Raw genomic sequence first — 26,040 nt, 5'->3', positions numbered from 1 at the left:
GCAACCCCTGCTGCGATTGGTCCGGATCAGTGGCCGTTGCGGCCGCCACCGATGATCGTCGGCGCGCCGAGCGAACGGCGGTAACTGCCCACCACGCTCCCGTAATGAAAAATGCGGCCGATCGTGTAGAGGGTGATGCGCGACACGTCGCGCACCGGCTTGAAGTGGCTCATGCGGAAGTCGCCCTGGTAGCGCGAGGCGATCGGCACGGAAACGACGCCGATGCCGCGCTCGCGGCAGGCGGTGATCAGGACGGCGGCCTCGAAGACGAAATGCTCCGCGGGCACGTCGACGAGATCGAGCACCGCGCGTGGATAGAAACGCTGGCCGCTCTGCGTGTCCGCGACGGGGCGCCCGCATGCCCACGAGATGCCCCAGTCGGCGACCGCGTTCGCGCGGCGCCGCCCGTTGGGCTGCTGCTCGCGTTCCAGCAGCCGCGCGCCGATGACGATGCTCCCGGGATGCCGCTCGGCCGCGGCGAGGATGGCGGGTATGTCGGAAGCGAGGTGCTGGCCGTCGCCGTCCATGGTGACCACGCCGTCGTAGCCTTGGCGGATGACCTCGCGAAAGCCCGTGCGCAGCGCTTCGCCCTTGCCTCGCCGCGTGTCGTGGCGAAGCAGCGTCACGGGAAGAGAGCGAACGATCGCCGGTGTGCCATCGTCCGATCCGTCGTCCACCACGATCACCGGGAGGCCGAGCGCCACCGCCTCGCCGACCACGCGCCCGATGGCCCGTTCCTCGTTGAGGCAGGGAATCAGGATGCAATAGCGAGGGGTCGCGGCGCTCATCCTGCGACTCCGACATCGATGTGCAGATCGAGGCCTTGGGCGGCCGCGACGCGGAGCGCCGTCGGGCGCGTCAACGCCAGCGCGCGCATCAACGGTATCGCGCGGGCCGACGGGTTGCTGGCGGCGATGCCGTCGAGCCATGCGTCACCCAACGGCTCGCTGCCGCTGTTGCCGGGCTCGGGCGTGATGTCGAGCCGGACGGCCGCGCCATCGGCGCGTGGCGAAAGCACGAGCGCGACGGCGAACGGGCCGGTGGTCGTGGTCATCTCGCCGAGCGGTCCGCTGCCCGCGATGTCGTAGCTGGCCAGGAGCACGTCGCGATCGTCGGCGACCGCCAGCGTCGCGGCTTCCAGCAGGCCCGCGCCGAAGGCGTACTCGCCGCCGGAGACGGCGCTCGAACTCGCATGGCAGTGCGTGGCGATCGTCCAGTAACCGGCAGGCGCGTTGTGCACCGAGTTGTGGAACTTCGTGGGCGAAAGCTCGGCCGGCGCGGTGGCCAGCGTCTGGCACATGTAGTCGGTGATCACCTGGTCGCCGTGCGCGGATGCGAAGACGCACGGCAGCGCGTCGGCCTCGCGGCCGCTCATGCGGACGGCCTGGCCGGCGGCGGCCGCCGCCAGCAGCACGCTCTCGGGCGCGCGACGGCGTTCGTTGGGTGGCAGCACGTCCGCAGCGGGCCGTGCCGTTTCGCCAGGCGTCGCGGCGCCGCTCACGATCTCGCGGAAGGCGTGCCAGTCGCCGGCGCCGGGCGCCCACAGGCCGATGCCGCCGACCCAGACGGAGAGTGCCGCGCTCATGCGAGATACCCCGCGCGGGCGAAGGCGAGGCAGGCGTTGTTGCCGCCGAAGCCGAACGAGTTGCTCAGGGCGACGCGGATGTCGCGCTCCTCGCGCGTCCATGCCATCTGCGGCCCGCAGAGTGGATCGGGCGCGTCGGCGCCGAGGTTGCCCGGCACGCTGCCGTCGCGCATCGCGAGCAGGGTGATCGCCGTCTCCAGGATGCCGGCGGCGCCGAGCGTGTGCCCGGTGAAGCCCTTGGTCGAGCTCGCCCGTGTGGACGCCGGGAACGCGCGGGCGACCAGGGCCGCCTCCACCTCGTCGTTCTTCTGGCTCGCCGTGCCGTGCAGATTGATGTAATCGACGTCGCCCGGCTCGATGCCCGCGCGCGCCAGCGCGTCGCGGAGGGCGAGCTCGGCGCCGAGGCCTTCGGGATGCGGCGTCGACATGTGGTGCGCGTCGCTCGCCTCGCCGTAACCGATCAGCAGCGGCGCATCGTCGTCGTCGCCGACGACGCGCTCGAGCAGCGCGAAGCCGGCGGCTTCGCCGATGGAGATGCCGCTGCGCCGCGCGTCGAAGGGACGGCACGGTTCGGGCGACACGAGCTCCAGCGCGTTGAAGCCGAAGAGCACGCTGTCGCAGAGGGTGTCGGTGCCGCCGACCACGGCGGCGTCGATGAGGCCGAGGCGGATCATGCGTTCGGCGTTGGCGAAGACCTTCGCGCTCGACGAACAGGCGGTGGCCACCGTGAGGCAGGGGCCGTCCAGATCGAACGCGGCGGCGACGAAACCCGCCAGCGAATGCGGCGTGTGGATGACCGACCGATGCAGGTCGGCCGGCATCCGGCCGTCCTCGAGGCGGCGGTAGCCTTCCTCGGTGGAGCCGATGCTCGCGGTGGACGTGCCGAGCAGCACGGCCACGCGTGCCGAGCCGTAGCGTTCGCGCGCGGCGTGGACCGCGTCGGCGAAGCCGTCCTGCTGAAGAGCCAGCCAGGCGAGGCGGTTGTTGCGGCATTCCCACTCGGCGAAGCGGGCGGGCAGCGGTTCGTCCTCGACCCCGGCGACGCGGCCGATCCAGCACGCGAGCGGGGCGACGCTGAAGTCGTTCGGGGCGAGGCCACCGCGCGAGGCGGCGAGGGCGTCTGCGTGGGCGCTGAGCCCCCGGCCGAGGGCGGATGTGGCGGTGTACGCGCGGATGGCGAGAGGAGGCATGGGATGGGGCATGCCGCGAGCCTATCCTTTTTGCTCGATAGCGTCGCGTGAACGCAAATCGTCGTTCAGCGATTGCACCCCGGAGCGACAGTACGCAGACTGCGCGTCTTCCCGCGGACCCGAGCGATGTCCGGTATCCAGGCACCGAAAATCCTGCGCCGAGGCGTATGGCGATACCTCAGCGACCGCGACATCCTCGTGGCGGCGTTCGTCACCGCGATCGCGTTCGCCGCCACGGCCGGACTGCTCTACGTGGCCCATGTCGCCCGGGTGGTGTGGCTGGCCACGCGTAGCCCGGCGAGCGCGCCGTCACGCCGCACGTTGCTGGTGTTCGGCCGCCGTCTGGTGGACGACCGGCCCGAGGCCGATTTTCGCCAGCGTCTGGCACGCGCGCGGGACGATGCGCTGGCGGGTCTCGCCTCGCGGGTCTATCTCCTCGGCGGTTTCAGCGGCGGGTCGGTAAGCGAGGCCGAGGCGGGGCGGCGCTGGCTGCTGGGCGAAGGCTGGCCGCGGGCGGTGCCGCTGGCGCTGGAACAGATGTCGATCGACTCGCTGGAGAACCTGCGCCATGCGCGCGTGCTGCTGCGCGAGCGCGACGACGACCCGTTGCCGCCGGTGTGGCTCGTGACCAGCCGCTACCACCTGGCGCGATGCCTGTACCTCGCCCGGCGGCTGGGTTTCGACGCCGGGCCGGTCGCCGCCGAACCGCATGTTCCGTGGACCCCGCGCTACGCGATCCGTCTCGCGATGGAGGCCGGGTATCTGATGTGGATCGACACGGGCATGCGCTGGGCCGCGGTCACGGGCAACCATCGGATGGCGGCGCGCATCACCTGACCGTGGCGGCTTGCCGCAGCGGTGCCGCCGCGTCCACTTGCTAAGCTCCCCGCCAGTTCCCTTACGAAGCGGCGCCGCCCATGTCCGACCAAGCCGATCTCGCCGAAGCCTACCTGCGCGGACTCCAGGACCGGATCTGCGCCGCCATCGAGTCCATCGACGGCAAGGCGCGGTTCGAGGAAGACGCGTGGACCCGTCCCGCAGGCGGTGGCGGACGCACCCGCGTCCTTCGCGACGGCGGCATCTTCGAGCAGGCGGGCGTCAATTTCTCGCGGGTGTCGGGATCGCCGTTGCCGCCGAGTGCCACGGCGCACCGGCCCGATCTCGTCGGCGGCAGCTTCGTGGCGACCGGGGTTTCGCTGGTGCTGCATCCGCGCAACCCGTACATCCCGACCACACACGCCAACGTGCGGTACTTCGAAGCCTCGAAGGAAGGCGTGGAGCCCGTCTGGTGGTTCGGCGGCGGTTTCGACCTGACCCCGTACTACCCGTTCGACGAGGACGTGCGTCACTGGCACCGTGTGGCGAGGGACCTCTGCGAGCCTTACGGCGACGACGTCTACGACCGCTACAAGCGCTGGTGCGACGAGTACTTCTACCTGAAGCACCGTGGCGAGACGCGCGGCGTGGGCGGGCTTTTCTACGACGACGTCAACGAAGGCGGCTTCGACCGCTGCCTCGACTTCACCCGCGACGTCGGCGACGGATTCCTCGAGGCCTACCTGCCTATCGTCGAGCGTCGTCGCGACATGCGCTACGGCGAACGCGAGCGGGAGTTCCAGCTGTACCGCCGTGGCCGCTACGTGGAGTTCAACCTCGTCTACGACCGCGGCACCCTCTTCGGGCTGCAGTCCGGCGGGCGCACCGAGTCGATCCTGATGAGCCTGCCGCCCCGCGTGCGCTTCGAATACGCCTACACCCCGGAACCGGACAGCCCCGAGGCGAAGCTGTCCGAATACCTCAAGCCGCGCGAGTGGCTGTGAGGCAAACGCCGATCAGGGCGAGGCGCCCGAGAACTTCTTCGCGGTCGCGCCATCGATGCGGCCGACGGTGGCCGAGTCGCTGACGTAGAGCTCGACCTCGCGTTCGAACCGGAGCGTGCCCTGCACGACGGCATGCGGACCGATCACCACCCTGGGCACGCGGCTGTTGCCGTTGAACCAGCTCATGCTCGGCTTCTTGACGACGATGCCGCCATCGATACGCGCGCCCTCGCCGATGGTGATGTCCGAGTTGGTCGTCTCGATCCCGCCGCCGACGTACGCGCCCTCGACGGTGATGTCACCGTTGACGTTCGACAGCTGGCCCTTTACGTCGGCGCCCTTCTCCAGCTTCAGACGGCCGTTGACCGTTTCCACCGTGCCCGAGACCTGGGCCTTCTCGTGCAGCGTCACCGCGCCGTTGACCGTCTCCGCCTTGGTGGCCGACGCGCCTTCGCCCAGCTCGACGGCGCCGTTCACGGTGCTGGCTTCCTTCACGATGGCACGGTCGCCGATACGAACGGAGCCGTTCACTGAACTGACGTCGCCGGCCCGCTGGCCGGCCTCGACCGAGGCGGTGCCGTTGACCTTGCTGACATCGCCATCGTCCGCGAAGGCGGCGCCGGAGACGGACAGGGCGATGAGGATCGAGAGAAGCGTGCGGCGCATGGGTCGGACTCCACGGGTGACTGAGCCCCTAGGATGCACCCCTCCGGCGCAAGGTTTAGCGTGACTGACGGCAGGGGGCCAGGCCGGAGGCAGCCAAGTTGACGCGACCGACCCCTCGCCCCACCATGGCTTTTTCCCTCGTATCGAAACGAACGCCATGTACAAGCTCGTCATGATTCGCCACGGCCAGTCGGCCTGGAACCTCGAAAACCGCTTCAGCGGCTGGGCCGACGTCGACCTCAGCGAGCAGGGTATCGCCGAAGCCCGCGAGGCCGGCCGTCTCCTGAAGGAAGCCGGCTTCACCTTCGACCTGGCCCACACGTCGTACCTGAAGCGCGCCGTGCGCACGCTGTGGCACGTGCAGGACGAGATGGACCTGATGTGGGTGCCGGTGGTGACCGACTGGCGCCTCAACGAGCGTCACTACGGCGCGCTGACCGGCCTCAACAAGGCCGAGACGGCCGCGAAGTACGGCAACGAGCAGGTGCACATCTGGCGTCGCAGCTACGACACGCCGCCGCCGGCGCTGGAGGCCGGCGCGAAGTCGTTCGCGGACGACGCGCGCTACGAGGGCATCGACGTGCCGCTGACCGAGTGCCTCAAGGACACCGTGGCCCGTGTGCTCCCGTACTGGCACGAGGTGCTGGCGCCGGCGATCCGGTCGGGCAAGAACGTCGTCATGGCGGCCCACGGCAATTCCATGCGCGCGCTGGTGAAGTTCTTCGACGACATCTCCGACGACGACATCGCCGACCTCAACATCCCCAACGGCATCCCGCTCGTCTACGAATTCGACGCCGAGCTGAAGCCGGTGAAGCACTACTACCTGGGCGACCAGGCGGAAATCGAGGCGAAGATGGCCGCCGTGGCCAACCAGGGCAAGGCGAAGTAATCGCAGGGCGGGGTGACATCCGTCATCCCCGATGCCTCACAACCGCCCCTCGTACCGAAGGGCGGTTCGCGCGAATCTGGCACCACGCCGTCCACGAGGCCATCGCCATGCTCGCCCCCTCCGCCCTCCCGCTGCTCGTCGCCCCGCTCATGGCCTTCGCCGTCTACCGCCGCGTCCGCGGCAGCTTCGGGCGGCAGCCGATCCGGACGACGCGGATGAAGGTCCGCATCGGGATCTTCGCCGTGGTGATCGGCCTCGCGATGCTCTCGGGGCTGCAGGACATCCGTCTGGCCGAGGGCGTTCTCGGGGGAGCCCTCACGGGCGCGGCGCTCGCCACCTTCGTCGGCCTGCGCCTGACGCGCTTCGAGGCAGGCGCCGGCGGCACCGACTTCTACATCCCGAACCCCTGGATGGGCGGCGCGCTGACCGCGCTGCTGGTGGGGCGGCTCGCCTGGCGCTTCCTGATGTTCGCTCCCGCGCTGGCCGGTGGCACGGTCGCCGCGGCGCATGGACCGGCTCCCGGCAACAGCCCGCTGACGATGGCCGTGATCGGCCTCACGCTCGGCTATTACCTCGCCTACTACGCGGGCATCCTCGTCCACCATCGCCGCTTCCTGCGCTCCCAGGCGCAGCCGGCCTGACCGGCGCGACGGCGTCCGTCAGAGGGCGTCGTTGTCCAGTTCGCCGGTACGGATGCGCACCACCTGCTCCAGCGGACTGACGAAGATCTTGCCGTCGCCGATCTTGCCCGTACGGGCCGCCTGCTGGATCGCTTCGACGACGCGTTCGATCTGATCGTCGGCCACGGCGACCTCGAGCTTGATCTTGGGCAGGAAGTCGACCACGTACTCGGCGCCGCGATAGAGCTCCGTGTGGCCTTTCTGCCGGCCGAAACCCTTCACCTCGGTCACCGTCACCCCCTGGACGCCCACATCGGCAAGGGCCTCGCGGACGTCGTCCAGCTTGAAGGGCTTGATGATGGCGACGACCAGCTTCATGTAGAACTCCTCGGGGACGCGCCGGGTGCCGGCGCGTGGACGAGCATTGTGCCATCCGGCCGTCCGATCGTGTCCATACGGTGGTCTGTAGGAAAACCCCTACAACACGTGTAGGCAACGACCTATAGCGCCTACAATCCCATCACTCTAAATTCATTCCACGACATCGAGGTGCGCAAGATGGATGTGCAGGGTATCGATCAACTCGCACAGCGATTGGCATCGTTGGTTCCGCCAGGGTTGGCGCAAGCGCGTGAGGATATGCATGCCAACTTCAAAGATATTCTGGCGCAGGGACTACGCCGCCTCGATCTCGTAACCCGCGAAGAATTCGATGTACAGAGTCAGGTCCTGGCGCGCACGCGCGACCGGCTCGAGCAGTTGGAAAAGCGCCTCGCCGATCTCGAAATCAGCGCGGCGCACCGCGGCCAGTAAGGACGGCTGCACAGCCCGGGACCGCCCCCGATCCGTCACCCTCACCCCGAGAGCGGTCGGGGGCGGTTATTTTCCCAGCGACCGCAAGGGAGTGCGTATGCGGAACGGAGCCCGCGAACACCTCGTCGGCGCCCTTTGGCGCCCGATCCGTTACCGGTTACGATTCCCGGCGCCATGAGCCTCGCCGTCACCCTCTCTCGTGCGCAGGAAGGTGTCACCGCGCCGCAGGTCGTCGTCGAGGTCCACCTGTCCGGCGGCCTGCCATCCACCTCCATCGTCGGCCTGCCCGAAGCGGCCGTGCGGGAGGCGCGCGACCGCGTGCGCGTGGCCATCCAGAGCACCGCCTTCGACTACCCGAACCGGCGCGTCACCGTGAACCTCGCGCCGGCGGAGCTGCCGAAGGACGGCGGCCGCTTCGATCTCGCGATCGCCCTGGGCATCCTCGCCGCCGGCTCCCAGGTGCCGCGCGAACGTCTCGACGACTGCGAGTTCCTCGGCGAGCTGGCGCTCTCGGGCGAACTGCGCGCCGTGCCCGGCATCCTGCCCGCGCTGATACGCGCCCGGCGTAGCGGCCGGCGCATCGTCGTCCCGATGGCCAACGCCGCCGAAGCGGCGCTGATCGGCGAGGGCGACGTCCTCCTGGCCGAAAGCCTGGCCGAGGTCTGCGCCTGGCTGCGTGGGCAGGCCGAGCTGACGAGCCCCGCGGCGGCCGACTTCTACCAGATGCCGACCTGCGGCCCGGACATGCGCGACATCCGCGGCCAGCACCAGGCGCGTCGCGCGCTGGAAATCGCGGCCGCCGGCGGTCACCACATCCTCCTCGTCGGCCCACCCGGTACCGGCAAGACGATGCTGGCCGAGCGCCTGCCGGGCATCCTGCCGCCCATGAGCGAAACCGAAGCGCTGGCCAGCTGCGCCGTGCGCTCCCTGTCCGGCGAGGACATCGATCCGCGTTGCTGGCGCCGGCGCCCGTTCCGCGCACCGCACCACACGGCGTCCGGTGCCGCGCTCGTCGGCGGCGGATCCTCGCCGCGCCCGGGCGAGATATCGCTGGCGCACAACGGCGTGCTCTTCCTCGACGAACTGCCCGAGTTCACCCGCCACGTGCTCGAGGTCCTGCGCGAGCCGCTCGAGTCGGGACAGATCGTCATCTCGCGCGCGGCGCGGCAATCGACGTTTCCGGCGGAGTTCCAGCTCGTCGCCGCGATGAATCCCTGTCCGTGCGGCTACGCCGGCGACCCGCTCCACGAGTGCCGCTGCACGCCCGATCAGGTACAGCGCTACCGCGCACGCATCTCCGGCCCGCTCCTGGATCGCATCGACCTCTGCGTGCATGTGCCGCGCGTACCGATCTCCGAGCTTTCGGCCCCACGCGGACCGCACGACGACGACAGCGCCACGGTGCGCGAGCGCGTCATGCACGCGCGCGACAAGGCGTTGGCGAGGGCAGGGCAACCGAACGCCGAACTCAGCGTCGTCAACCTCGAGCGCGACTGCGCGCTGCTCTCCGACGAACGCGAATGGCTCGAAGCCGCCCTCGACAAGCTCGGCGCATCGGCGCGCGCCTACCACCGCATCCTCCGCGTCGCCCGCACCATCGCCGACCTCGAAGGCGGCAGCGGTTGCGTCGAGCAGTCGCACCTCGCCGAGGCGCTGCACTACAGGCGCTTCTGACCGATCTTCGGATCACCGCGAACGTCGACCTATTCCTCCGACGTCGACGCCGGCCATTCCGGCGCATCGGGGTCGAAGACGAGGATGTCGCCCGGCTGGCATTGCAGGTACTCGCAGATGGCCGCGAGGGTGCCGAACCGGATGCCGCGCACTTTTCCCGATTTCAACAGCGACAGATTGCTCTCGGTGATGCCGACATGGGCGGCGAGGTCGCGCGATCGCACCTTGCGCAGTGCCAGCATCACATCGAGGCGGACAACGATTCCCATGCGTGGTCTCAGACGAAGCCGCGGTTGTCGTCTTCGAGGCGTCGTGCCTCGTCGAACAGGCGCGCGATGAAGAACAGGAGGGCGGCGACGATGAGGGCGAGCACGCGCCCGTCGTCGAAGCCGACGGTGATGAGTCCATGCCCTCCATGCGCGACGAACAGGCTCAGCTGCATGATCGGCGGCAGGAGCAGGTCGGCGACGACGGACAACAGGTAGAGCAGCGCGAAGCGCCGGAAGCTCCGCGTCATCGACCGACCGAACGGATCGCCCGCCTCAACGGCGCGTAACGTCGTGGCGAGGGATAGCAGACTCAGCACGGCCAGCGCGATCACGACGCCGCTGGCGACCAGACGCCACGCGCGCGGCAGCGCCTGCCCGGTGACCTGGATCACGCTGTTGTCCGACACCACGGATACGCCGAGCAGCATCAGGACAAGCAATGTGCTCGCCGCGAGCGTTAGCCAGCGCAGTTGCCGAGCCCGGCGTTGCACGAATTGCGATCTCATTGTTGAACGGCCATTGTTTTCTGTATTACAGTAAATAAAGTCGGTTTAACGAAGATTACCGAACGCATGGCGGCAGCGCAACCGTCGGTGCGACGTAGCGCCGTGCCCGACGAATTCAGCTGCGCCGCCCTGCGGCGCGAACCCCGACCCTGACGACAGGTTCCTTCTCATGAAAACAGGTAATGTCCGGCACCTCGTGGCCTTGCTCGCATGCGCGGGCTCGCTCGGTGCCATGGCTCATCAGTCCGATCCCACCCGCCGCGCCGAGGCGGCGCTCGACGCGTGGCGAATGAACGAGGTGAGCGCGCTGTTGCCGACGCTACCGGACACCGCCGCCGCCGATTACGTGCGCGGGGTCGCCGCGAACCGCGTGAACGACATCGAGGGGTCGAAGCGCTATCTGCTGCGTGCGCTGCCGCGGCTGGAGCAGGCGCATTCCCCGCTGGCGCTGAATACGCTGTTCGCCCTCGCCGACGACTACCAGAAGAGTTACGCCTACGCCGACCAGGCACGCGTCCTGCGCGACGTGTTGCAGGACCACGGTGCCGAACTCACGCCCGGGAACGTCCCGGGGGTGAAGAGCGTCCTGGCGCTGGCAAGCGCGCTGGCCGGCTCGCCGCCGCAGACCGTCACCTTCTCCGGGCCGTCGCAGGTGCCCATCCGGCGCAATCCCCTGGGCACGCTGGACGTGGAGGCCGTGGCGAACGGGGTCAGCGGGTCGTGGATGCTCGACTCCGGCGCCAACTACTCCGTCGTCAGCGAGAGCTTCGCCAGGCAGCTCGGGCTTTCCGCGACGGGCGCGATCGACGGACTTGCGAGTAGTACGGATGCCACGTTCCAGAGCAAGGTGGCCGTCGTCGACGAGATTCGTCTCGGCAGCGCGACGCTCCGTCACGTCGCCGTGCTCGTCGTTCCCGACGAGCAGCTGATGATGAAGCTGCCGACGGCCCAGCATCAGATTTCGGCGGCCTTCGGATTCCCCGTCTTTCAAGGCCTGGGCCGGATCCGCTTCATCGGCGACAAGGCGATCGCGATCGGTTCGGAGGCCGATGCCGTCGACGACGGCACGCCGCTCTTCATGGCCGACCTGAGTCCGGCCGTCCTGCTGCGCGTTGAGGGGGACATGCTTCCCTTCATCCTCGACACGGGTGCCAGCGCGACCGGTCTGACGTATCCGTACTGGAAGAGGGTGAAAGCACGCGCGAAAGACTGGCCGCACGCCCAGCATGCGACGGCGGGCGCGGGAGGAACGCGCAGCTACGACACGGTCAGGCAGCCGGAATGGAAGGTCGCCATCGGCGGCGGCGGCGACGTGGTGCTGAAGAACGTGCGCGTCGAGACGGTCAGTCGCGCCGGCGTGGGCAGCGCCCCGATGTTCGGCATCCTGGGGCAGGATCTCTGGGCGAACGCCGCCGGCTTCACGCTCGACTTCCGGTCGATGCGCTTCCGCATCGACAAGACCACGGCCGGGTCTACGACCGCGCTGCGGTGAGCAGCGGCCATGCCGCCATGGCGGAGGCGACGACGGAACGCAGTTCGTCCGTCGTCGTTCCGCCCCGCGCGCTGAGGCTCAGGCCCCTGTAGACGGTGGCGTAGAACGCGGCCACGGCCGCGATGTCGGTTCCGGCGGGGACGTCACCGTCGGCGATGCCCTTGCGCAGCCGCGCCGAGAAGTTCTCGTTGTTGGCCTCGCGCAAGGCGCGGAGACCGGCCTCGACATCGGGAGGCAGGTCGCCCGCCTCGCCCGCCGTCTGCTCGACCATGCAGCCGCTCGGGAAATCGGTGCGGGAAAAGACGGTCACGGCGTTTCGCAACAGCGCCTCGACGCTCTCGCGCGCGGTGGGCAGCGCCATGGCGCCCGATACGAGGTCCGCGTGGAGCGCGACGTAGCGATCGACGGCCGCCCGGTAGAGGCCCGCCTTCGAACCGAACGCCGCGTAGAGGCTGGGCGAGGCGATCTCCATGGCGCCGATGAGGTCGTTCATGGACGTCGCCGCGAAGCCCTTCGCCCAGAACACGCGCATGGCCCGTTCGAGCACGGCGTCCCGGTCGAAGGTGACGGGGCGGCCGCGCCTCGCGGCGGGGGACTTCGGTTGACGGGGCATCGTCCTGCTCCTGATTTGTTTGTCGATCATTACATAAATTGCTTGCGGCCGGAAAACAACGCCGGTAGGATTTATGTATCGATCGACACATAAATCAATCAGAGGACCCGACCATGACTTCTTCGACCCTCCCGCTCGCCGGAAAACGGGCGCTCGTTACCGGCGCGGCCCGCGGCATCGGCGCGGCCATCGCCCTGAAGCTTGCCGAAGACGGCGCCGATGTCGCGATCACGTACGAGAAGTCGGCCGCCAGGGCCGAGGCGCTGGTGGCCGAGATTCGTCGCCTCGGGCGCCAGGCCGTCGCGATACAGGCCGACGCGGCGAGTCCGGATGCATCCGTCGCCGCGGTGCACCGTACCGTCGCGGAACTCGGTGGCCTCGACGTCCTGGTTAATAACGCCGGCGTGCTGGTGGCGGGTGCGTTCGCGGACCTGACGCTGGAACAGATGGACCTGCAGCTGAACGTCAACGTGCGCGGCGTGTTCGTGATCACCCAGGCGGCGCTCAACCACATTCCGGACGGCGGTCGCATCATCACCATCGGCAGCAACGCGGGGCTCTCGGTGCCATTCCCCGGCATCGCCGTCTACGCGGCGACCAAGTCCGCCATGGAGAGCTTCACGCGAGGACTCGCTCGCGAGCTCGGTCCGCGCCACATCACCGTCAATCTCGTCCGGCCCGGCCCGATCGATACCGACATGAACCCGGCGGAAGGTCCGCTCGCGGCGTCGATCCTGCCGAGCCTTTCCATCGCCCGCTACGGCAAGGCGCGCGAAGTCGCCGAGGCCGTGGCTTTCCTCGCCGGACCGGGCGCCGCCTATGTCACGGGCTCCGGCATCCTCGTCGACGGCGGCATCAGCGCCTGAGCGTCCGGAAGCATCGAAGGAGATAAGACATGACGAAGATGATCGTGGTCTGCACCGGCGACGAAGGCACCCGATTCGATCGCGACTACTACGCCACGGAACATTTCCGCGTGGCGATGGCATCGTGGGGCAAGTACGGCCTTCAGTCCGCCGAGGCGTTCTTCCCCTACGCCGGCTCCGCCGAATGGATCTCCATCGGCGTCTACACCTTCGCTTCCGAACAGGGTGTGCACGACGCGCTGGCGAGTCCCGAAACCCAGCAGGTGATGGACGACGTGACGAACTTCACCGACGCGACCGTGGTGCTCAGAAGTCTGTTCACGCCGTTCTGAGCGGGGCGATCAGCGCTCCGCGAGCGGCTCGTCGGCAAGCATGCGGTCGGCGAGATCGAGCATCGCGCGCAGTCGATCCATGTGCCTCAGGTCCTGGTGGTAACCGACCCAGATGTCCCGCGACGGGGGCGGCGTATCGGTGTCGATGCGCTGCAATCCCGTGACGGCGTCGCCCAGCGGCCGCGGCAGCACCGCGAGGCCCATGCCGCGCAGGCACATCCGCGATTGCACGCTGCGGCTCGTGCTGGTGAAGGCGCGACGCGCGCGCGGGAAACGGTCGAGCAGCCACGCGACATCGGGGAAGTGCGCCTGCGCGGTGTTCATGAGGATGAGGCCGACCGACGCCGGATCGTCATGCATGGCGCGCACGGTTTCCGCCGAACCGTAGAGACCGTAAGGCATCGTCATCAGGCGGCGCTGCACGATGTCCGGTTCGCTGAAGGGCACGATGCGGAACGCGACGTCGGCGTCGCGACGAGACAGATCCAGCAACCGATAGCTCGCGATGACCTCGGGCACGACGGCCGGATGCAGCCGGCTCATCTCGCTAAGGACGGGTGCGAGGACGTAGCCGGCGAACCATTCCGCGGACGATATCCGCAGGATGCCCTCGAGGCGTTCCTGGTTACCGGCGAGGCGCCGCTCCATGGACAGGGCGGCGTTCTCCATGGACTCGGCGAGTGCCATGACGGCGTCGCCCGCGTCCGTGAGCAGAAGCCCGTCGCGCGTGCGGCGGAAAAGGGGCTGTCCCGCTTCGTCCTCCAGCGCCTTCACCCGTCGGCCGATGGTCGGATGACTGACACCGAGTCGTCGCGCCGCTTCGCCAAGGGACCCACCGCGGGTCACCGCGAGGAAGATCCGGACATCGCTCCATTCCATCTCGTCGGCCGTTCAAAAGTGAACGGTGAATATGCAGCAATGGCAGTGCCCGGACAATCCTGCACACGCCAACATGGTTCGCACCGTTTCTTTCGCCGAGGTAATCATGCCATCCCCATCGAATGCCGGACGTCCTCCGGCGCGGCCACATCCGGGCTCGCCGACCACACCGGTCTGGGCCGACGTGCCCGCGCGCACGTCGCGCCGCGGCGACTTCTGGATCACGGGCGATCGCGTCGAGAAGGACGGGGCGCAGTACCAGGCGGGCCCGATGTACGTCGCCTGGGAGGCGCCCGTCGATGTCACGCAGGCACTGCCGATCGTGCTCGTCCACGGCGGCACGTTGCAGGGAACCGAATGGGGCGACACGCCCGACGGGCGTCCGGGTTGGGCGCAGCGATTCGTCGAAGCGGGTCATGCCGTGTTCGTCGTCGACCGGCCCGGCCACGGCCGCTCGCCGTACCATCCGGACATCCTCGGGCCGACCAGTCCGCCGTTCTCCTACGAGCGCGGCCGTGCCGTGTATTTTCCCGAGCGCGGCGGCGAAACGCAGTGGCCGTTCGATCCGTCCGACGCGGACGCCTTCGACGCGTTCATCGCGGCGTACGGTCCCATGCCCGCCGATCTCGCGCACGCGCAAAGCCTCGACGCCGATCGCCTCGCGCGTCTGCTCGATCGCATCGGCCCGGCCATCGTCGTGACGCATTCCGCATCGGGGCCCGATGGCTGGCTGCTGGTGGATCGGCGCCCGGATCTCGTCCGCGCGATCGTCACCGTCGAACCGATGGGGCCGGCGTTCGGACACACGCCCGGTATCGGCACGCTCACCTGGGGCCTGACCGCGGCGCCCATGCGCTTCGATCCTCCGCGCGCCACGCCGGACGAGGTGCGCACGGCCGCGGCGGAGACACTGCGCATCCCGTCGCTCACCGGGCTGCCCGTCGCGCTCGTCACCGGGGAAACGTCGGTGTTCGCGACCTTCGCTCCGTCCATCATCGGTTTCCTGGAACACGCGGGCGCGCGTGTCGACCATCTGCACATGCCCGCGCATGGCATCCACGGGAACGGGCACGGGATGATCTACGAAAAGAATTCCGACGACGTGCTCGCCGTCGTGCTCGCGTGGCTCGAGGGTCTTCGTACCCGCTGACTGGTTCATTCCACGGCGCAGGGACCGGGCCCCATCGTCGGCCGCCGGGGGAGCCGATGCCCCGAAAGAGTTAATACTTATTTCATGTACTGGATAGTTGACAAATAGGGGGTCGGGGCGGAGAATTCTGTACCAGGCGGTTCTCTAAAGGGCTGCCCGCCCCGCTCCGGTGCTGGATACCCCTCCCTCCCCCCGCTCCAGCACCGGAGCCCGGCCTTCTTCGAGCGGCCACCCCTTCGCCCGCATATCGGCCCGCCATCCTTGGCGCCGGCCGATTTTTCCTTTTGGGGCTTGGGATCATGCCGCCGAGGCGGGGTGGAACTGGTCTTCCTCGGTCGAACCCGTGAGCGCCGACAGCGAGCTCAGCGAACCGGCGATCACCTGGTTGACCGTGTCGAAGTAGCCCGTGCCCACCTCGCGCTGGTGCTTGGCCGCCGTGTAGCCATCCTTCTCGGCCGCGAATTCCGCTTCCTGCAGTTCGACGTAGGCCGCCATCTGACGGTCGCGGTAGCCGCGCGCGAGCTGGAACATCGAGTAGTTCAGCGCGTGGAAGCCGGCGAGGGTGATGAACTGGAACGCGTAGCCCATCTCGCCCAGGCGTTTCTGGAATTGGGCGATCGTGGTTTCGTCCAGGTTCTTCTTCCAGTTGAAGCTCGGCGAGCAGTTGTACGCGAGCTTCTTGCCCGGGTACTTCGCGTGGATCGCCTCGGCGAAGCGGCGCGCCTCGTCCATGTCCGGCGTGGAGGTCTCGCACCAGATCAGGTCCGCGTAGGGCGCATAGGCGAGGCCGCGGCTGATCGCCTGGTCGATGCCCTGGCGCGATTCGTAAAAGCCTTCCACCGTGCGCTTGCCGGTGAGGAACGGCTTGTCGTGATCGTCGATGTCGGACGTGACGAGGCCGGCGCCCATCGCGTCCGTGCGCGCCACGATGAGGGTCGGCACGCCGGCGACGTCGGCGGCGAGACGCGCGGCGACCAGTTTCTGCACCGCTTCCTGCGTCGGCACCAGCACCTTGCCGCCCATGTGGCCGCACTTCTTCGCGCTGGCGAGCTGGTCTTCGAAATGCACGCCTGCCGCGCCGGCTTCGATCATGTGCGACATCAGCTCGTACGCGTTGAGCACGCCGCCGAAGCCGGCCTCCGCGTCGGCGACGATCGGCACGAGCCAGTCGATGCCGTCCTTGCCTTCCGCGTGATGGATCTGGTCGGCGCGAAGCAGCGTCTTGTTGATCTTGCGCACGACGTTCGGCACGGAGTCGACCGGATACAACGACTGGTCGGGGTACATCGTGCCGGCGGTATTGGCGTCGGCGGCCACCTGCCAGCCCGAGAGATAGATGGCCTGAAGGCCGGCCTTCACCTGCTGCATGGCCTGGTTGCCCGTCAATGCGCCCAGCGCGTTGACGTACGGTTTGTCGTGGATCGAGCGCCACAGGCGTTCGGCGCCGCGGCGGGCGAGCGTGTGTTCCACCTGCACCGTGCCGCGCAGACGGACGACGTCCTCGGCGGTGTAAGGGCGCTCGACGCCGCTCCAGCGGTCGTTGTTGGTCCAGTCGAGCGTGATCTGTTCGGCGGTATGCGTCTTCATCGAAGGCTCCTTGGGAAACGGGTGATCAGGCGAGGTGTTCGTAGGCGGGCAGGGTGAGGAAGTCGCGGAACTCGTCGGCGTGCGTGAGCGCGGCGATCAGTTCCGCCGCCTCCTTCGCCCGGGCCGCACCGGGGTGCGTGCTGCCGGCGAGCAGGTGTGTGTGTCGCGCGAGCGCGTGGTCGAAGAGGCTGCGCGTGACCGGCGCGTGGTCGCTGAATTCCACCGGGCCGTGATGCAGCCATTGCCACAGCTGCGCGCGCGCGATCTCCGCCGTGGCGGCATCCTCCATGAGGTTGTGGATCGGCACGCAGCCGAGGCCGTCGAGCCACGCGGCCGTGTAGCGCAGGCAGACTTCCACGTTGTTGTCGAAGCCCTGGCGAGTGATCGTGCCGATGGCCGGCGCGATCAGCTGGTCGCGGCCGACCTCCACGTCGTCGCGTGTGACGTGCAACTGGTTCGGCGTCGGCATGTGCGCGTCGAAGATCGCCTGCGCGATGGGAACGAGCGCGGGGTGGGCGACCCAGGTGCCGTCGTGGCCCGCCGTGACCTCGCGCAGCTTGTCCGCGCGAACCTTGGCCATCGCGGCGTCGTTCGCCGCGTCGTCGCCCTTGATGGGAATCTGCGCCGCCATGCCACCCATCGCGAAGGCGCCACGGCGGTGGCACGTACGGATGAGCAGTTCGGAGTACGCCTTGAGGAAGGGCACCGTCATCACCACCTGGCCGCGCTCGGGAAGCAGGCGGTCGGCGTGCGCGCGGAACGTTTTCAGGTACGAGAAGATGTAATCCCAGCGCCCGCAGTTGAGGCCGACGACGCGTTCGCGCAGCGCATGCAGGATCTCGTGCATCTGGAACACGGCCGGCAGCGTCTCGATGAGCACCGTCACCTTCATCGTTCCGCGCGGCAGCCCGAGCACGCTTTCCGCGTGCGCCATCACGTCGTTCCACAGCGCCGCCTCTTCCATGCTCTGCAGCTTGGGTAGGTAGAAGTAGGGGCCCCGGTCGCGCTCGTGCAGCGTCTTCGCGTTGTGGGACGCGAAGAAGCCGAAGTCGACCAGCGAGCCGGACATCGTGTCGCCATCCACCTCGGCGTGGCGCTCCGGCAGGTGCCACCCGCGCGGGCGCACCACCAACACGGCCGGATTGTCGCCCACGCGGTATCGCCTGCCGTCGGCATTGACGAATTCGATGCTGCCGCCGACCGCGTCGCGCAGGTTGCGCTGGCCCTCCATCTGGTTCGCCCAGGTCGGCGCGCTGGAATCTTCGAAGTCGGCCATGAACACTTTCGCGCCCGAATTCAGCGCGTTGATGATCATCTTGCGCTCGACAGGACCGGTGATCTCCACGCGACGATCCTGCAGGGCCGCCGGAATGGGGGCGACGGTCCAGTCGCCCTCGCGGATCGCGACGGTGTCCGTGCGGAAGTCCGGGAGGTCGCCAGCGTCGTAGCGCTGCTGGCGGGCGGCGCGCTCGGCGAGCAGGGCGAGACGACGGCGTTCGAAGCGACGGTGGAGGTCGGCGACGAAGCCCACCGCGCCCGGCGTCAGGATGTCGGCATAGGCGTCGGTCCCATCGCCGACGCGGGTGCCGGCCAGCGGATCGATCGCGCTCTGGGGAACTGCCATGGACGTGTCTCCGGATCGGGTCTGGAGGTCACGCTAGGACCGGCGCTATGCTTTTGACAAAGCATATGTTTCAAAGAAATGTATTAACCAAACAAATAATGCCCGCAAGCTATTGCCCAGACTAGGGAAAAAGAGTGGTCCGAAAGATGAATCCAGCCAGAAAGAGTGCCTCGCGGTCTCCGACAGCGACGCCGGCACCGCGCGGCGCCGGGGACGAGGCTGGCCGGTTCTACTACAAGGGCAACCGCCTCAAGCAACTCAGGGCGTTCGTATACACCACCCGCCTGGGCACCTTGAGCCGCGCCGCCGAAGCGCTGTTCCTGTCCCAGCCGTCGATCAGCCTCCAGATCAAGGCGCTCGAGCGCGAGCTCGGCGCGGTCCTGCTCGAGCGCACCCGGCGGCGCGTGACGCTGACGGACGCCGGCGAGGCGCTCTACGAGATGGCACGCCCGCTGGTGGAAGGATTCGAGGGGCTCGACCGGGAGTTCCACACGAAGACGCGCGGCGCACAGGCGGGTAAGCTCACCGTGGCGGCGGGATCGTCGACGATCCAGTACCTGCTTCCGGAACTGGTGAAGGCGTACCGCGAACGGTATCCCACGGTCCACCTGCAGCTCGCCAACGTGACGGGCAAGGACGGGCTGGCGCTGCTACGTGCCGACGAAGCGGACATCGCCATCGGCTCGATGCTCGACGTGCCGAACGACATCGCATGGGCGCCCGTCTACCACTACGACCCGATGCTCATCATGCCGCCCGACCATCCGCTGGCCGCGCGCGACGACATCCGCCTCGAAGATCTTTCACCCTACGGCCTGATCCTCCCGCCGCAACGCCTCACCACGTTCCGTCTCGTCGACATGGTCTTTCAGCAACGTCGCGTGCCCTACACGGTCGCGATCGAGGTCGGCGGCTGGGACGTGATCAAGCAATACGTGGCGATGGGTCTCGGCATCTCGATCGTCACCGGCATCTGCATCACCGATGCCGATCGCGAGCGGCTCGCCGTGCGCAACCTGCGCCGCTACTTTCCCCAGCGCAGCTACGGCGTCGTGATGCGCAAGGGAAAGTTCCTCAGCCCCGAAGCACGCGCGTTCATCGACCTGATCCGCCCGGGACTCCTGACGCATCGCGACTACGACGAGCCGGGGCACTCGGAACGGTGAGGCTCAGGCACGAATATCGATGGCTTTCACGCCCTTGATGGCAGCCGCGAGATAGTTGAGCCCGCGAGCGCTCATGCTGAATTCCGCGTAGATCTTTTCGGGCTGAAGGCTGCCGATCCTTCGAGCCATCGCGCGCACCTGTCGCGTGCCATCCCGCACCTCGCGCAGAAAGTCGAACGGTACCTCGGGACGAGGTCTTCCTTCGGAGTTCCTCGTCGCGTCACGAAACCGATAGTACACGTCGAGCGACATCGCTCCGTCCTTGCACAGAGCTCTAGCCAGATTCTCAAGTTCCGACGGGAGAACCCTTGTCAGATCGACATCACGGAGGAGGCTCCTCACACCGGGGGACACGTCCTGTGCAAGGCGCGCCACATCAGCGCGACGTTGGCCGACCTTTCCCAATGCGTCGACCTTCGCTGGTGGTGTCTCGAATCGACCTAACCAGGAGGGGACGATCATGGATCCTTACCCTTCGCGGAATTCTCGACAGGATTCCTTCAGCGGCGAGCGGCGTCTGTCGGTCATCGCGATGGGTACGAGTCATCCCGTTGCGCGGAGGTCTGGGCGACGAGATGTCGGCGGCGGCACGCATTCGAATCGACGTTCCCTGCCTCGGTCCGTCAGACTTCGCTACGTGGCCCACGGAGGCATGCGTCGTAATGTGACCGCGCGCAATCGAGCGCGATAGAGACGCTGAAAATGAAATACGTCATTCCCATGCTGGTCGCGATGGCGGGTCTTTGTGCTTCCCCAGAGCCGGTGCGATCAGAGACGAACAGTTCCGCGCGTGCAAGGTGCATCGGTTATGTGCCGGAGCTCAAGCTGTCAGGTCGTATCGAAGCGCAGCAGGAGGAAGAAGTACTGCGATGGACGACTACATGCACAAGCTCGGCGTATGCCGCCACCTCGGCTGGCGTGTTAGCCATTATTCAAGAGAAGGTGCCGGGCGGATGGAGGACTCTCGCATCGGGCACTTACGCCAGCATTCCAACCGTTCCCGGAACGTACCGCGTCGTCCTGAAGAGTATCTCGGCTTACTCGACCACCTACACTCTCAGGCACCGGAGAGGCCTGGGATAGCCTGAAGTCGTGGTCGTAGGGCGTTATGGGGCACGTCGCGGGGAGGCAGTAGGGGCGTTTCGATGCCGACAACCTTGCTCAGGCGCCGCGGTGTTTGCCGGTGTAGCCGACGAACATCGCGCGGATGCGCGACATGTCGGCGTCCGGTGTGGCGGTGGCGTGGATCAGCGGGCCGACCGTGAACGTCTTTGACGGGTAATCGATGAAGATGGGGAGGATGGGGACGCCGGCTGCGCGGGCGATGCGGAGGAAGCCCGACTTCCATTGCTTCACCGGTTTGCGCGTGCCTTCGGGCGCGATGCCGAGCCACATGCGGTCGTGGGTCGCGAAGCGGTCCACCATCTGCGCGACGACGTCCGTCGCGGCCTTGCGATCGATCGGCACCATGCCGAGACGGCGGACGATCGGGCCGAAGGGGCCGTTGAGCACCTCGCGTTTGATCATCACGCCGAGGTCCAGGCCCATCGCGGACTTCATCAGCAGGCCCCACACGCCGTCCCAATAGGACGAATGCGGCGCGCCGATCACGATCACCTTCGGCAGGTTCGGCAGTTCGCCGACGAGCCGCCAGCCGCTGCGCCGGATCGCCCAGCGGCTGAAGCGCTTCCACCACGAGTCGGGAAGCGACGGGATCTCCGGACCGAGCCGTTCGGGATACGGAGTCAATCGTGGCTCCAGTCGCGCGAGCGCGCGCGCTTGGTCTGACCGCGTTGCGCCTTGCCCGTCAGGCGGCGCTCCTTCGATGCGCGCGTGGGCTTGGTGGCGACGCGCTTCTTCGCCACCACGGTGCCCTCCCGGAGGATCTCCGCGAGGCGGTCGCGCGCGTCGTCGCGGTTGCGCGCCTGGTCGCGGAAGCGCCGTGCCTGGATCACCAGCACGCCGGCATCCGTCATGCGCCGGTCCTTGCGCGCGAGCAATCGCGCGCGCACGTCGTCCGGCAGGGACGGCGATCCGGCAACGTCGAAGCGAAGTTCGACCGCGCTCTCCGTCCGGTTCACGTGCTGGCCGCCGGGGCCATCGGCGCGCGTGAAGCGTTCGACGAGCTCGCTGTCGGGAATCGCGATGGTGGCGGTCACGATGAGCATGTGGCGCGGATTCTAGCAGCGAGGGGCGGACAGGCGACGTGACCGTCACTGCGCACCGCTGTTGGAGCGCACCTGGGCGCGATAGGGGTGCTTGCCGCGAGCACCCCTATCGCGCCCAGGTGCGCTCCAACGGGGGAAGAACCTTTCTCAGGCCGCGTCGTGCCAGCGGTCGTACGCCTCGCGCCAGCCGAACTGGTCGAGCAGGCGCGTCCACGTGGCATCGGGTCCGGCGCGCACGATCATCCGCTCCGCAGTCGCCGGGTGCTCGAACGAGAGCGACGCCGCGTGCAGCAGGAGTCGGTGCGACGCGAAGTGGATCTTGAACAGACGGTTGTGGTCGCCGCGCCCGTGCTGGCTGTCGCCGACGATCGGGTGATGGATATGCGCGAAGTGCTTGCGGATCTGCCGGAAGCGCCCCGTCCGGGGCTCGGCGGCGACCAGCGAGTAGCGTTGCTTCTCGTAGCGGCCGAGCGGGATGTCGACTTCGACGGTGCCGAGGCGCTCGTAGTCGGTGGTCGCGTCACGCCGCGGTCCGGTTTCGCGCGAGCCCGGCAGGGGATAGTCGATCGTCCCCTCGGTGGGCTCGGGCCAGCCGCGCACGACCGCGGCATAGCGTTTGTGCACGGTGCGGCCCATGAACTGCTCGCCGAGACGGCCCGCGATGTCGGCCGAGCGCGCGACGAGCAGGACGCCCGACGTCGCACGATCCAGCCGATGCGCGAGGTGCAGTGGCCCCTCCACCTGCTCGCGCAGCAGGTCGATCAGGAAGGCGTCGTCGGGACCGACGAACTTCGACCGGTGAACGGCGAGATTCGCGGGCTTGTCGACGGCGACGATGTCGCCGTCCTGATAGAGGATGCCGAGCACCGATCAGGACGCGCGGCGCGGCCAGCCCGCGACGAACGCGAGCACGCCGGCGATCGCGGTGACGGCGGCGGGCCAGGTGCCTCGCGGTGCGAGCGTGCCGATGAGCGCCGCGCACACGAGCAACGACGCACCCAGCAGGCCGCACGCGACGAGCCGGCGCATGCGCCGCGCGTCGTCCCGCGCGAGGGCCATCGCCAGCGGATCGGCCACCTGGCGATGCTCGCCACGCGCGACCTGGCGAAGCGCGTCGCGTACGAGCTCCGGCATCCGCGGCGCCGACTGCACCCACTCGGGCAGGCGCCGACGCACGTCGCGGAGCGTCGCGCGCATGCTGTAGCGCTCGCGCAGGATCCGGCGCAGCACGGGATGCGCGACGGCCCAGATGTCGATGTCCGGATCGAGCATGCGACCGACGCCTTCGATGTTCAGCAGCGTCTTCTGCAGCAGGATCAGCTGCGGCTGCAGCGTCAGTTCGAAGCGGCGCGCGGTCTGGAACAGCTTCACCACCAGCTCCGCGATCGAGATCTGCGAGAGCGGGCGTGTGAAGTACGGTTCGCACACGGTGCGCACGGCGGCTTCGAGCTCGTCGAGGCGGATCGTCGAGGGCATCCAGCCGGCGGCGACGTGCAGCTGCGCGATGCGCGCGTAGTCGCGTTCGAACAGCGCGATGAAGTTCTCCGCGAGCCAGAACTGATCCGCCTCGGGCAGCGAACCCATGATGCCGAAGTCGAGCGCGATGAAGCGCGGTTCCTCGATGCGCGACGTGTCCACCCAGATGTTCCCGGGATGCGCGTCGGCGTGGAAGAAGTTGTCGCGGAACACCTGCTCGTAGAAGAGGCGCACGCCCTTCTCGGCGAGTTGCTTGCGGTCGAGGCCGGCGGCGTCGATCGCCGCGATGTCGTCGGCGCTGACGCCGCGCACGCGTTCGAGGGTGAGCACGCGCTCGGTACTGAAGTCCCAGTGGACCTCGGGAACGTACAGGTCGACGCCGCTCGCGAAATTGCGCCGCAGCAGGCTCGCGCTGGCGCCTTCGCGCTGGAGGTCGAGCTCGTTGGAGAGCATCTTCTCCACTTCCGCCACAACTTCGAGCGGCCGGATCTTGTCGGCGTTCGGATGCCAGCGCTGCGCGAGCTCGCCGAGCGCATGCAGCAGGTCGATGTCGCGCGCGATGCGCTTGTCGATGCCGGGACGCAGCACCTTCACCACGACCTCGCGGCCATCGTGGAGCGTGGCGGCGTGCACCTGCGCGATGGATGCGGAAGCGAGCGCGACTTCATCGAACGTCGCGTAGAGCGTCGTCACCGGCGCCTTGAGTTCGCGTTCGACGATGGCCCGCGCCTCGGCGCCGGGGAACGGCGGTACCTGGTCCTGCAGCAGCGCCAGCTCGTCCGCGACGTCCGCCGGAACGAGATCGCGCCGCGTCGAAAGCACCTGGCCCGCCTTGACGAAGATGGGGCCGAGCTCCGTGAGAGCGAGGCGCAACCGCGCGCCGCGCGACAGTCCGCGCGTGTCGGCCGGTGCGCCAGGAAAGAACGGGCGGATGAGTTTCAGCGGGCGGTAGAGGTGCGCGCCGTCGACGAGTTCGTCGAGCTGATACTTGAGCAGGACGGCCGCGACGCGGAGGAGACGCGGGGCGAGGCGCAGCGACGTCATGCGCCGCCTCCCTTCAGCGCGCGCTCCAGCCGGGCGAGGCGTGCCTCGGCGCGTTCGGTGCGCTCGCGCAGCGCGTCGACGCCGTCGAGGAAGACGTCCATCTCACCCGGTGCCACGGCCACGCGCGCTTCGTCGCGAAGCCAGTCGGCCGTGTCGCCCGTGAGATGGGACGCGGTCTCCTTCGCATGGCCGAGCCCCTCGCGGAACGCTTTCGCCAGCGGCACGCCGATCACATCGCCGAACGTCTTCGCGAAGGCTTCCTCGACGTCGGGCGCATACTGCCGGGCGAGGCGTTCGAGGCGCCGCGCCAGTTCGGCATCGCCCGCGATATCCACCTTGCCCGGGGCCACGCTCTCGTCGTCGCCGCGCAACGCCATGGCGAGCAGGCTGCCGGGCGACGCCGTGACGCGCAGGCTGCCGCCTTCCTCGGTCGGGCCGACGCGCAGGCGTCCCTTTTCGACCGAGATCCGGATGGCGAGCTCCGGTCCGCTCAGGTGCACCTGCACGCTGCGGCCGTCGAGCGCGTCGAGGCGGGCACGGGTGTCGGGGTCGAGGTCGACGGCGCGGTTCAGCGCGGCCTCCATCGCCCGGCCCGCGAGGACGCGTAGCGGGCGGGGCAGGAACGAGGTGGGGCCGGCGTCGGCCTTCGGGCGATCGGGAGTCATGCCCGGATTGTAGCTTGGCGGGTCCGCTCCCATGCGTGGACGCGGTGTGCACGGTGTCGCGGGTCTAGGGCGCGGCGCCTTCGAAGCCGTTCTGCCGCCATGCCTCGAACACCGCCACGGCCACCGCGTTGGACAGGTTGAGGCTGCGGTTGTCGGGCCGCATCGGCAGGCGGATGCGCTGGTCCTCGGGCAGGGCGTCGATCACCTCATCGGGCAGGCCCGCGGTCTCGCAGCCGAACAGGAAGGCGTCGTTGTCGCTGTAGACGGGCGCCGTATGCAGCCGGCGGCCGCGGGTCGAAAAGGCGAAGACGCGTGGGTGACCGATCGCGGCGAGGCAGGCGTCGAGGTCGTCGTGCACGGCGACGCGGGCGAACTCGTGGTAATCCAGTCCGGCGCGGCGCAGGCGGGTGTCGTCCAGCTCGAATCCAAGCGGTCGTACCAGGTGCAAAGCCGCGCCGGTATTGGCGCACAGGCGAATCACGTTGCCCGTATTGGGCGGTATCTCGGGGCGGAAAAGGATGACGTGGGGCATGCCCCCATTATGACGCCGAGCGCGGGCAGACGATGCCGTCGGGCGGCAGGGCGCAGCTCGTCGCCGTCAGCGTGGCCGTCTGGCCGACGCCGGCCAGCTGGATGGGCTCGCCGGCGTACGTGAGCATGTTGCCCAGGATCAGGCCGCAGACCAGCAGCGAGGCGACGAGCAGGCTGCGGAGCATCAGGAGTTCGTGTTTCATGGTGTCGGTTCCTTGATCGAAGATTCTTGGAGGTCAGAACATCTGGCCGAGGGTCAGGCCGCAGACGAGCATCGAGGTCACGAGCAGGCTGCGCAGCATCAGCATTTCGTACTTCATGGCGTTCTCCTCATCGTGTGCCGGGTCGAGAGCCGACCGGCTTGGCACGGTTAGTAACGCAAACGCCGTGCCAGCCTTTAAGAGGCTGCAAT

The 26,040-nt window shown here is 68.3% G+C and carries 31 protein-coding genes; 11 read left to right on the top strand and 20 right to left on the bottom strand.

What is annotated here, in order from left to right; translation table 11 throughout:
* Window positions 1-26 precede the first annotated feature (26 nt).
* From BMW54_RS15435 to BMW54_RS15425, 3 genes are read right to left on the bottom strand one after another with little or no spacing between them, the layout of a single operon-like run.
* Window positions 27-788, bottom strand: coding sequence for a glycosyltransferase family 2 protein (locus BMW54_RS15435; protein WP_090057729.1), 762 nt, complete (start codon window positions 786-788; stop codon window positions 27-29).
* Window positions 785-1,585, bottom strand: coding sequence for a beta-ketoacyl synthase chain length factor (locus tag BMW54_RS15430; protein ID WP_090057726.1), 801 nt, complete (start codon window positions 1,583-1,585; stop codon window positions 785-787). Before BMW54_RS15430 ends, BMW54_RS15435 begins: the two co-directional genes overlap by 4 nt.
* Window positions 1,582-2,787 carry a beta-ketoacyl-[acyl-carrier-protein] synthase family protein gene (locus BMW54_RS15425; RefSeq protein WP_175472892.1) on the bottom strand — a complete coding sequence of 402 codons (1,206 nt, stop codon included), beginning with the start codon at window positions 2,785-2,787 and terminating at the stop codon, window positions 1,582-1,584. The genes BMW54_RS15430 and BMW54_RS15425 overlap by 4 nt, the downstream gene beginning before the upstream one ends.
* A 114-nt stretch (window positions 2,788-2,901) precedes the next feature.
* Here BMW54_RS15425 and BMW54_RS15420 point away from each other — a divergent pair, with 114 nt between their 5' ends.
* The gene (locus BMW54_RS15420; protein ID WP_090057724.1) at window positions 2,902-3,612 is read left to right on the top strand and encodes a YdcF family protein; all 711 of its coding nucleotides are present in this window, start codon (window positions 2,902-2,904) and stop codon (window positions 3,610-3,612) included.
* A gap of 80 nt (window positions 3,613-3,692) precedes the next feature.
* Window positions 3,693-4,595 carry an oxygen-dependent coproporphyrinogen oxidase gene (hemF, locus tag BMW54_RS15415; RefSeq protein WP_090057721.1) on the top strand — a complete coding sequence of 301 codons (903 nt, stop codon included), beginning with the start codon at window positions 3,693-3,695 and terminating at the stop codon, window positions 4,593-4,595.
* Window positions 4,596-4,607: 12 nt separating this feature from the next.
* Here hemF and BMW54_RS15410 read toward each other — a convergent pair whose 3' ends face one another.
* Window positions 4,608-5,261 carry a DUF4097 family beta strand repeat-containing protein gene (locus BMW54_RS15410; protein ID WP_090057718.1) on the bottom strand — a complete coding sequence of 218 codons (654 nt, stop codon included), beginning with the start codon at window positions 5,259-5,261 and terminating at the stop codon, window positions 4,608-4,610.
* Window positions 5,262-5,418: 157 nt separating this feature from the next.
* Here BMW54_RS15410 and gpmA point away from each other — a divergent pair, with 157 nt between their 5' ends.
* Together gpmA and BMW54_RS15400 are read left to right on the top strand one after the other, a co-directional pair.
* Complete coding sequence (gene gpmA / locus BMW54_RS15405; RefSeq protein ID WP_090057716.1) at window positions 5,419-6,153, top strand: 2,3-diphosphoglycerate-dependent phosphoglycerate mutase; 735 nt, start codon at window positions 5,419-5,421, stop codon at window positions 6,151-6,153.
* Window positions 6,154-6,260: 107 nt separating this feature from the next.
* On the top strand, window positions 6,261-6,794 hold the full coding sequence (locus BMW54_RS15400; protein ID WP_090057713.1) for a CcdC protein domain-containing protein: 534 nt from the start codon (window positions 6,261-6,263) through the stop codon (window positions 6,792-6,794).
* 18 nt (window positions 6,795-6,812) lie between these two features.
* Here BMW54_RS15400 and glnK read toward each other — a convergent pair whose 3' ends face one another.
* Window positions 6,813-7,151 (bottom strand): P-II family nitrogen regulator, encoded by a 339-nt coding sequence (glnK, locus tag BMW54_RS15395; RefSeq protein ID WP_089981492.1) that lies wholly within the window; start codon window positions 7,149-7,151, stop codon window positions 6,813-6,815.
* Between the two features lie 180 nt (window positions 7,152-7,331).
* On the opposite strand from glnK, the gene BMW54_RS15390 reads away from it, so the two are divergent.
* Together BMW54_RS15390 and BMW54_RS15385 are read left to right on the top strand one after the other, a co-directional pair.
* Window positions 7,332-7,586, top strand: coding sequence for an accessory factor UbiK family protein (locus tag BMW54_RS15390; RefSeq protein WP_090057710.1), 255 nt, complete (start codon window positions 7,332-7,334; stop codon window positions 7,584-7,586).
* Window positions 7,587-7,760: 174 nt separating this feature from the next.
* The gene (locus tag BMW54_RS15385; RefSeq protein WP_090057706.1) at window positions 7,761-9,260 is read left to right on the top strand and encodes a YifB family Mg chelatase-like AAA ATPase; all 1,500 of its coding nucleotides are present in this window, start codon (window positions 7,761-7,763) and stop codon (window positions 9,258-9,260) included.
* Between the two features lie 29 nt (window positions 9,261-9,289).
* On the opposite strand, the gene BMW54_RS15380 is transcribed toward BMW54_RS15385, so the two are convergent.
* Window positions 9,290-9,529, bottom strand: coding sequence for a helix-turn-helix domain-containing protein (locus BMW54_RS15380; protein WP_090057704.1), 240 nt, complete (start codon window positions 9,527-9,529; stop codon window positions 9,290-9,292).
* A gap of 8 nt (window positions 9,530-9,537) precedes the next feature.
* Window positions 9,538-10,020, bottom strand: a complete 483-nt coding sequence (locus BMW54_RS15375) for a DUF2975 domain-containing protein (RefSeq protein ID WP_175472891.1) — start codon at window positions 10,018-10,020, stop codon at window positions 9,538-9,540.
* A gap of 184 nt (window positions 10,021-10,204) precedes the next feature.
* On the opposite strand from BMW54_RS15375, the gene BMW54_RS15370 reads away from it, so the two are divergent.
* Complete coding sequence (locus BMW54_RS15370) at window positions 10,205-11,527, top strand: retropepsin-like aspartic protease (RefSeq protein ID WP_090057698.1); 1,323 nt, start codon at window positions 10,205-10,207, stop codon at window positions 11,525-11,527.
* On the opposite strand, the gene BMW54_RS15365 is transcribed toward BMW54_RS15370, so the two are convergent.
* Complete coding sequence (locus BMW54_RS15365) at window positions 11,508-12,140, bottom strand: TetR/AcrR family transcriptional regulator (protein WP_175472890.1); 633 nt, start codon at window positions 12,138-12,140, stop codon at window positions 11,508-11,510. The genes BMW54_RS15370 and BMW54_RS15365 overlap by 20 nt on opposite strands.
* A gap of 113 nt (window positions 12,141-12,253) precedes the next feature.
* Between BMW54_RS15365 and BMW54_RS15360 the strand changes: the two genes are divergently transcribed.
* Both BMW54_RS15360 and BMW54_RS15355 read left to right on the top strand, forming a co-directional pair.
* Entirely contained in the window at window positions 12,254-13,006 is a 753-nt protein-coding gene (locus BMW54_RS15360) for an SDR family oxidoreductase (RefSeq protein ID WP_090057693.1), read from the top strand.
* Window positions 13,007-13,035: 29 nt separating this feature from the next.
* Complete coding sequence (locus tag BMW54_RS15355; protein WP_090057691.1) at window positions 13,036-13,338, top strand: EthD family reductase; 303 nt, start codon at window positions 13,036-13,038, stop codon at window positions 13,336-13,338.
* Window positions 13,339-13,347: 9 nt separating this feature from the next.
* Here BMW54_RS15355 and BMW54_RS15350 read toward each other — a convergent pair whose 3' ends face one another.
* Window positions 13,348-14,217 (bottom strand): LysR family transcriptional regulator, encoded by an 870-nt coding sequence (locus BMW54_RS15350; protein WP_090057688.1) that lies wholly within the window; start codon window positions 14,215-14,217, stop codon window positions 13,348-13,350.
* Window positions 14,218-14,323: 106 nt separating this feature from the next.
* On the opposite strand from BMW54_RS15350, the gene BMW54_RS15345 reads away from it, so the two are divergent.
* Window positions 14,324-15,367, top strand: coding sequence for an alpha/beta fold hydrolase (locus tag BMW54_RS15345; RefSeq protein ID WP_217642665.1), 1,044 nt, complete (start codon window positions 14,324-14,326; stop codon window positions 15,365-15,367).
* A 297-nt stretch (window positions 15,368-15,664) separates the two neighbouring features.
* Here BMW54_RS15345 and aceA read toward each other — a convergent pair whose 3' ends face one another.
* Window positions 15,665-16,954 carry an isocitrate lyase gene (gene aceA / locus BMW54_RS15340; RefSeq protein ID WP_090057684.1) on the bottom strand — a complete coding sequence of 430 codons (1,290 nt, stop codon included), beginning with the start codon at window positions 16,952-16,954 and terminating at the stop codon, window positions 15,665-15,667.
* Window positions 16,955-16,979: 25 nt separating this feature from the next.
* Window positions 16,980-18,578, bottom strand: coding sequence for a malate synthase A (gene aceB / locus BMW54_RS15335; RefSeq protein WP_090057681.1), 1,599 nt, complete (start codon window positions 18,576-18,578; stop codon window positions 16,980-16,982).
* A gap of 146 nt (window positions 18,579-18,724) precedes the next feature.
* Here aceB and BMW54_RS15330 point away from each other — a divergent pair, with 146 nt between their 5' ends.
* The gene (locus BMW54_RS15330) at window positions 18,725-19,744 is read left to right on the top strand and encodes a LysR family transcriptional regulator (protein ID WP_090057678.1); all 1,020 of its coding nucleotides are present in this window, start codon (window positions 18,725-18,727) and stop codon (window positions 19,742-19,744) included.
* 3 nt (window positions 19,745-19,747) lie between these two features.
* Here the strand turns inward: BMW54_RS15330 and BMW54_RS15325 are convergent, their stop codons facing one another.
* From BMW54_RS15325 to BMW54_RS19125, 9 genes are all read right to left on the bottom strand, one after another.
* Entirely contained in the window at window positions 19,748-19,996 is a 249-nt protein-coding gene (locus BMW54_RS15325; RefSeq protein ID WP_090057676.1) for a hypothetical protein, read from the bottom strand.
* 909 nt (window positions 19,997-20,905) lie between these two features.
* Window positions 20,906-21,493, bottom strand: a complete 588-nt coding sequence (locus tag BMW54_RS15320) for a 1-acyl-sn-glycerol-3-phosphate acyltransferase (protein ID WP_254779394.1) — start codon at window positions 21,491-21,493, stop codon at window positions 20,906-20,908.
* Window positions 21,490-21,912 (bottom strand): alternative ribosome rescue aminoacyl-tRNA hydrolase ArfB, encoded by a 423-nt coding sequence (gene arfB, locus BMW54_RS15315; protein WP_090057673.1) that lies wholly within the window; start codon window positions 21,910-21,912, stop codon window positions 21,490-21,492. The genes BMW54_RS15320 and arfB overlap by 4 nt, the downstream gene beginning before the upstream one ends.
* Before the next feature lie 147 nt (window positions 21,913-22,059).
* Complete coding sequence (locus BMW54_RS15310; RefSeq protein ID WP_090057670.1) at window positions 22,060-22,779, bottom strand: pseudouridine synthase; 720 nt, start codon at window positions 22,777-22,779, stop codon at window positions 22,060-22,062.
* 3 nt (window positions 22,780-22,782) lie between these two features.
* Complete coding sequence (gene ubiB, locus BMW54_RS15305) at window positions 22,783-24,432, bottom strand: ubiquinone biosynthesis regulatory protein kinase UbiB (protein WP_090057667.1); 1,650 nt, start codon at window positions 24,430-24,432, stop codon at window positions 22,783-22,785.
* The gene (locus tag BMW54_RS15300) at window positions 24,429-25,097 is read right to left on the bottom strand and encodes a ubiquinone biosynthesis accessory factor UbiJ (RefSeq protein ID WP_090057665.1); all 669 of its coding nucleotides are present in this window, start codon (window positions 25,095-25,097) and stop codon (window positions 24,429-24,431) included. The genes ubiB and BMW54_RS15300 overlap by 4 nt, the downstream gene beginning before the upstream one ends.
* 64 nt (window positions 25,098-25,161) lie before the next feature.
* The gene (locus BMW54_RS15295; RefSeq protein WP_090057663.1) at window positions 25,162-25,629 is read right to left on the bottom strand and encodes a tRNA (cytidine(34)-2'-O)-methyltransferase; all 468 of its coding nucleotides are present in this window, start codon (window positions 25,627-25,629) and stop codon (window positions 25,162-25,164) included.
* Window positions 25,630-25,636: 7 nt separating this feature from the next.
* Window positions 25,637-25,831: a hypothetical protein gene (locus BMW54_RS15290; protein WP_090057661.1), complete on the bottom strand. Its 195-nt coding sequence runs from the start codon at window positions 25,829-25,831 to the stop codon at window positions 25,637-25,639.
* Between the two features lie 33 nt (window positions 25,832-25,864).
* Complete coding sequence (locus tag BMW54_RS19125; RefSeq protein WP_255364576.1) at window positions 25,865-25,996, bottom strand: hypothetical protein; 132 nt, start codon at window positions 25,994-25,996, stop codon at window positions 25,865-25,867.
* Window positions 25,997-26,040 lie beyond the last annotated feature (44 nt).

Source organism: Luteibacter sp. 329MFSha (assembly GCF_900111665.1).
GTDB lineage: Bacteria > Pseudomonadota > Gammaproteobacteria > Xanthomonadales > Rhodanobacteraceae > Luteibacter.
The sequence above is the reverse complement of the archived record's forward strand: the minus strand, read 5'-3'. Positions and strand labels throughout refer to the sequence as shown.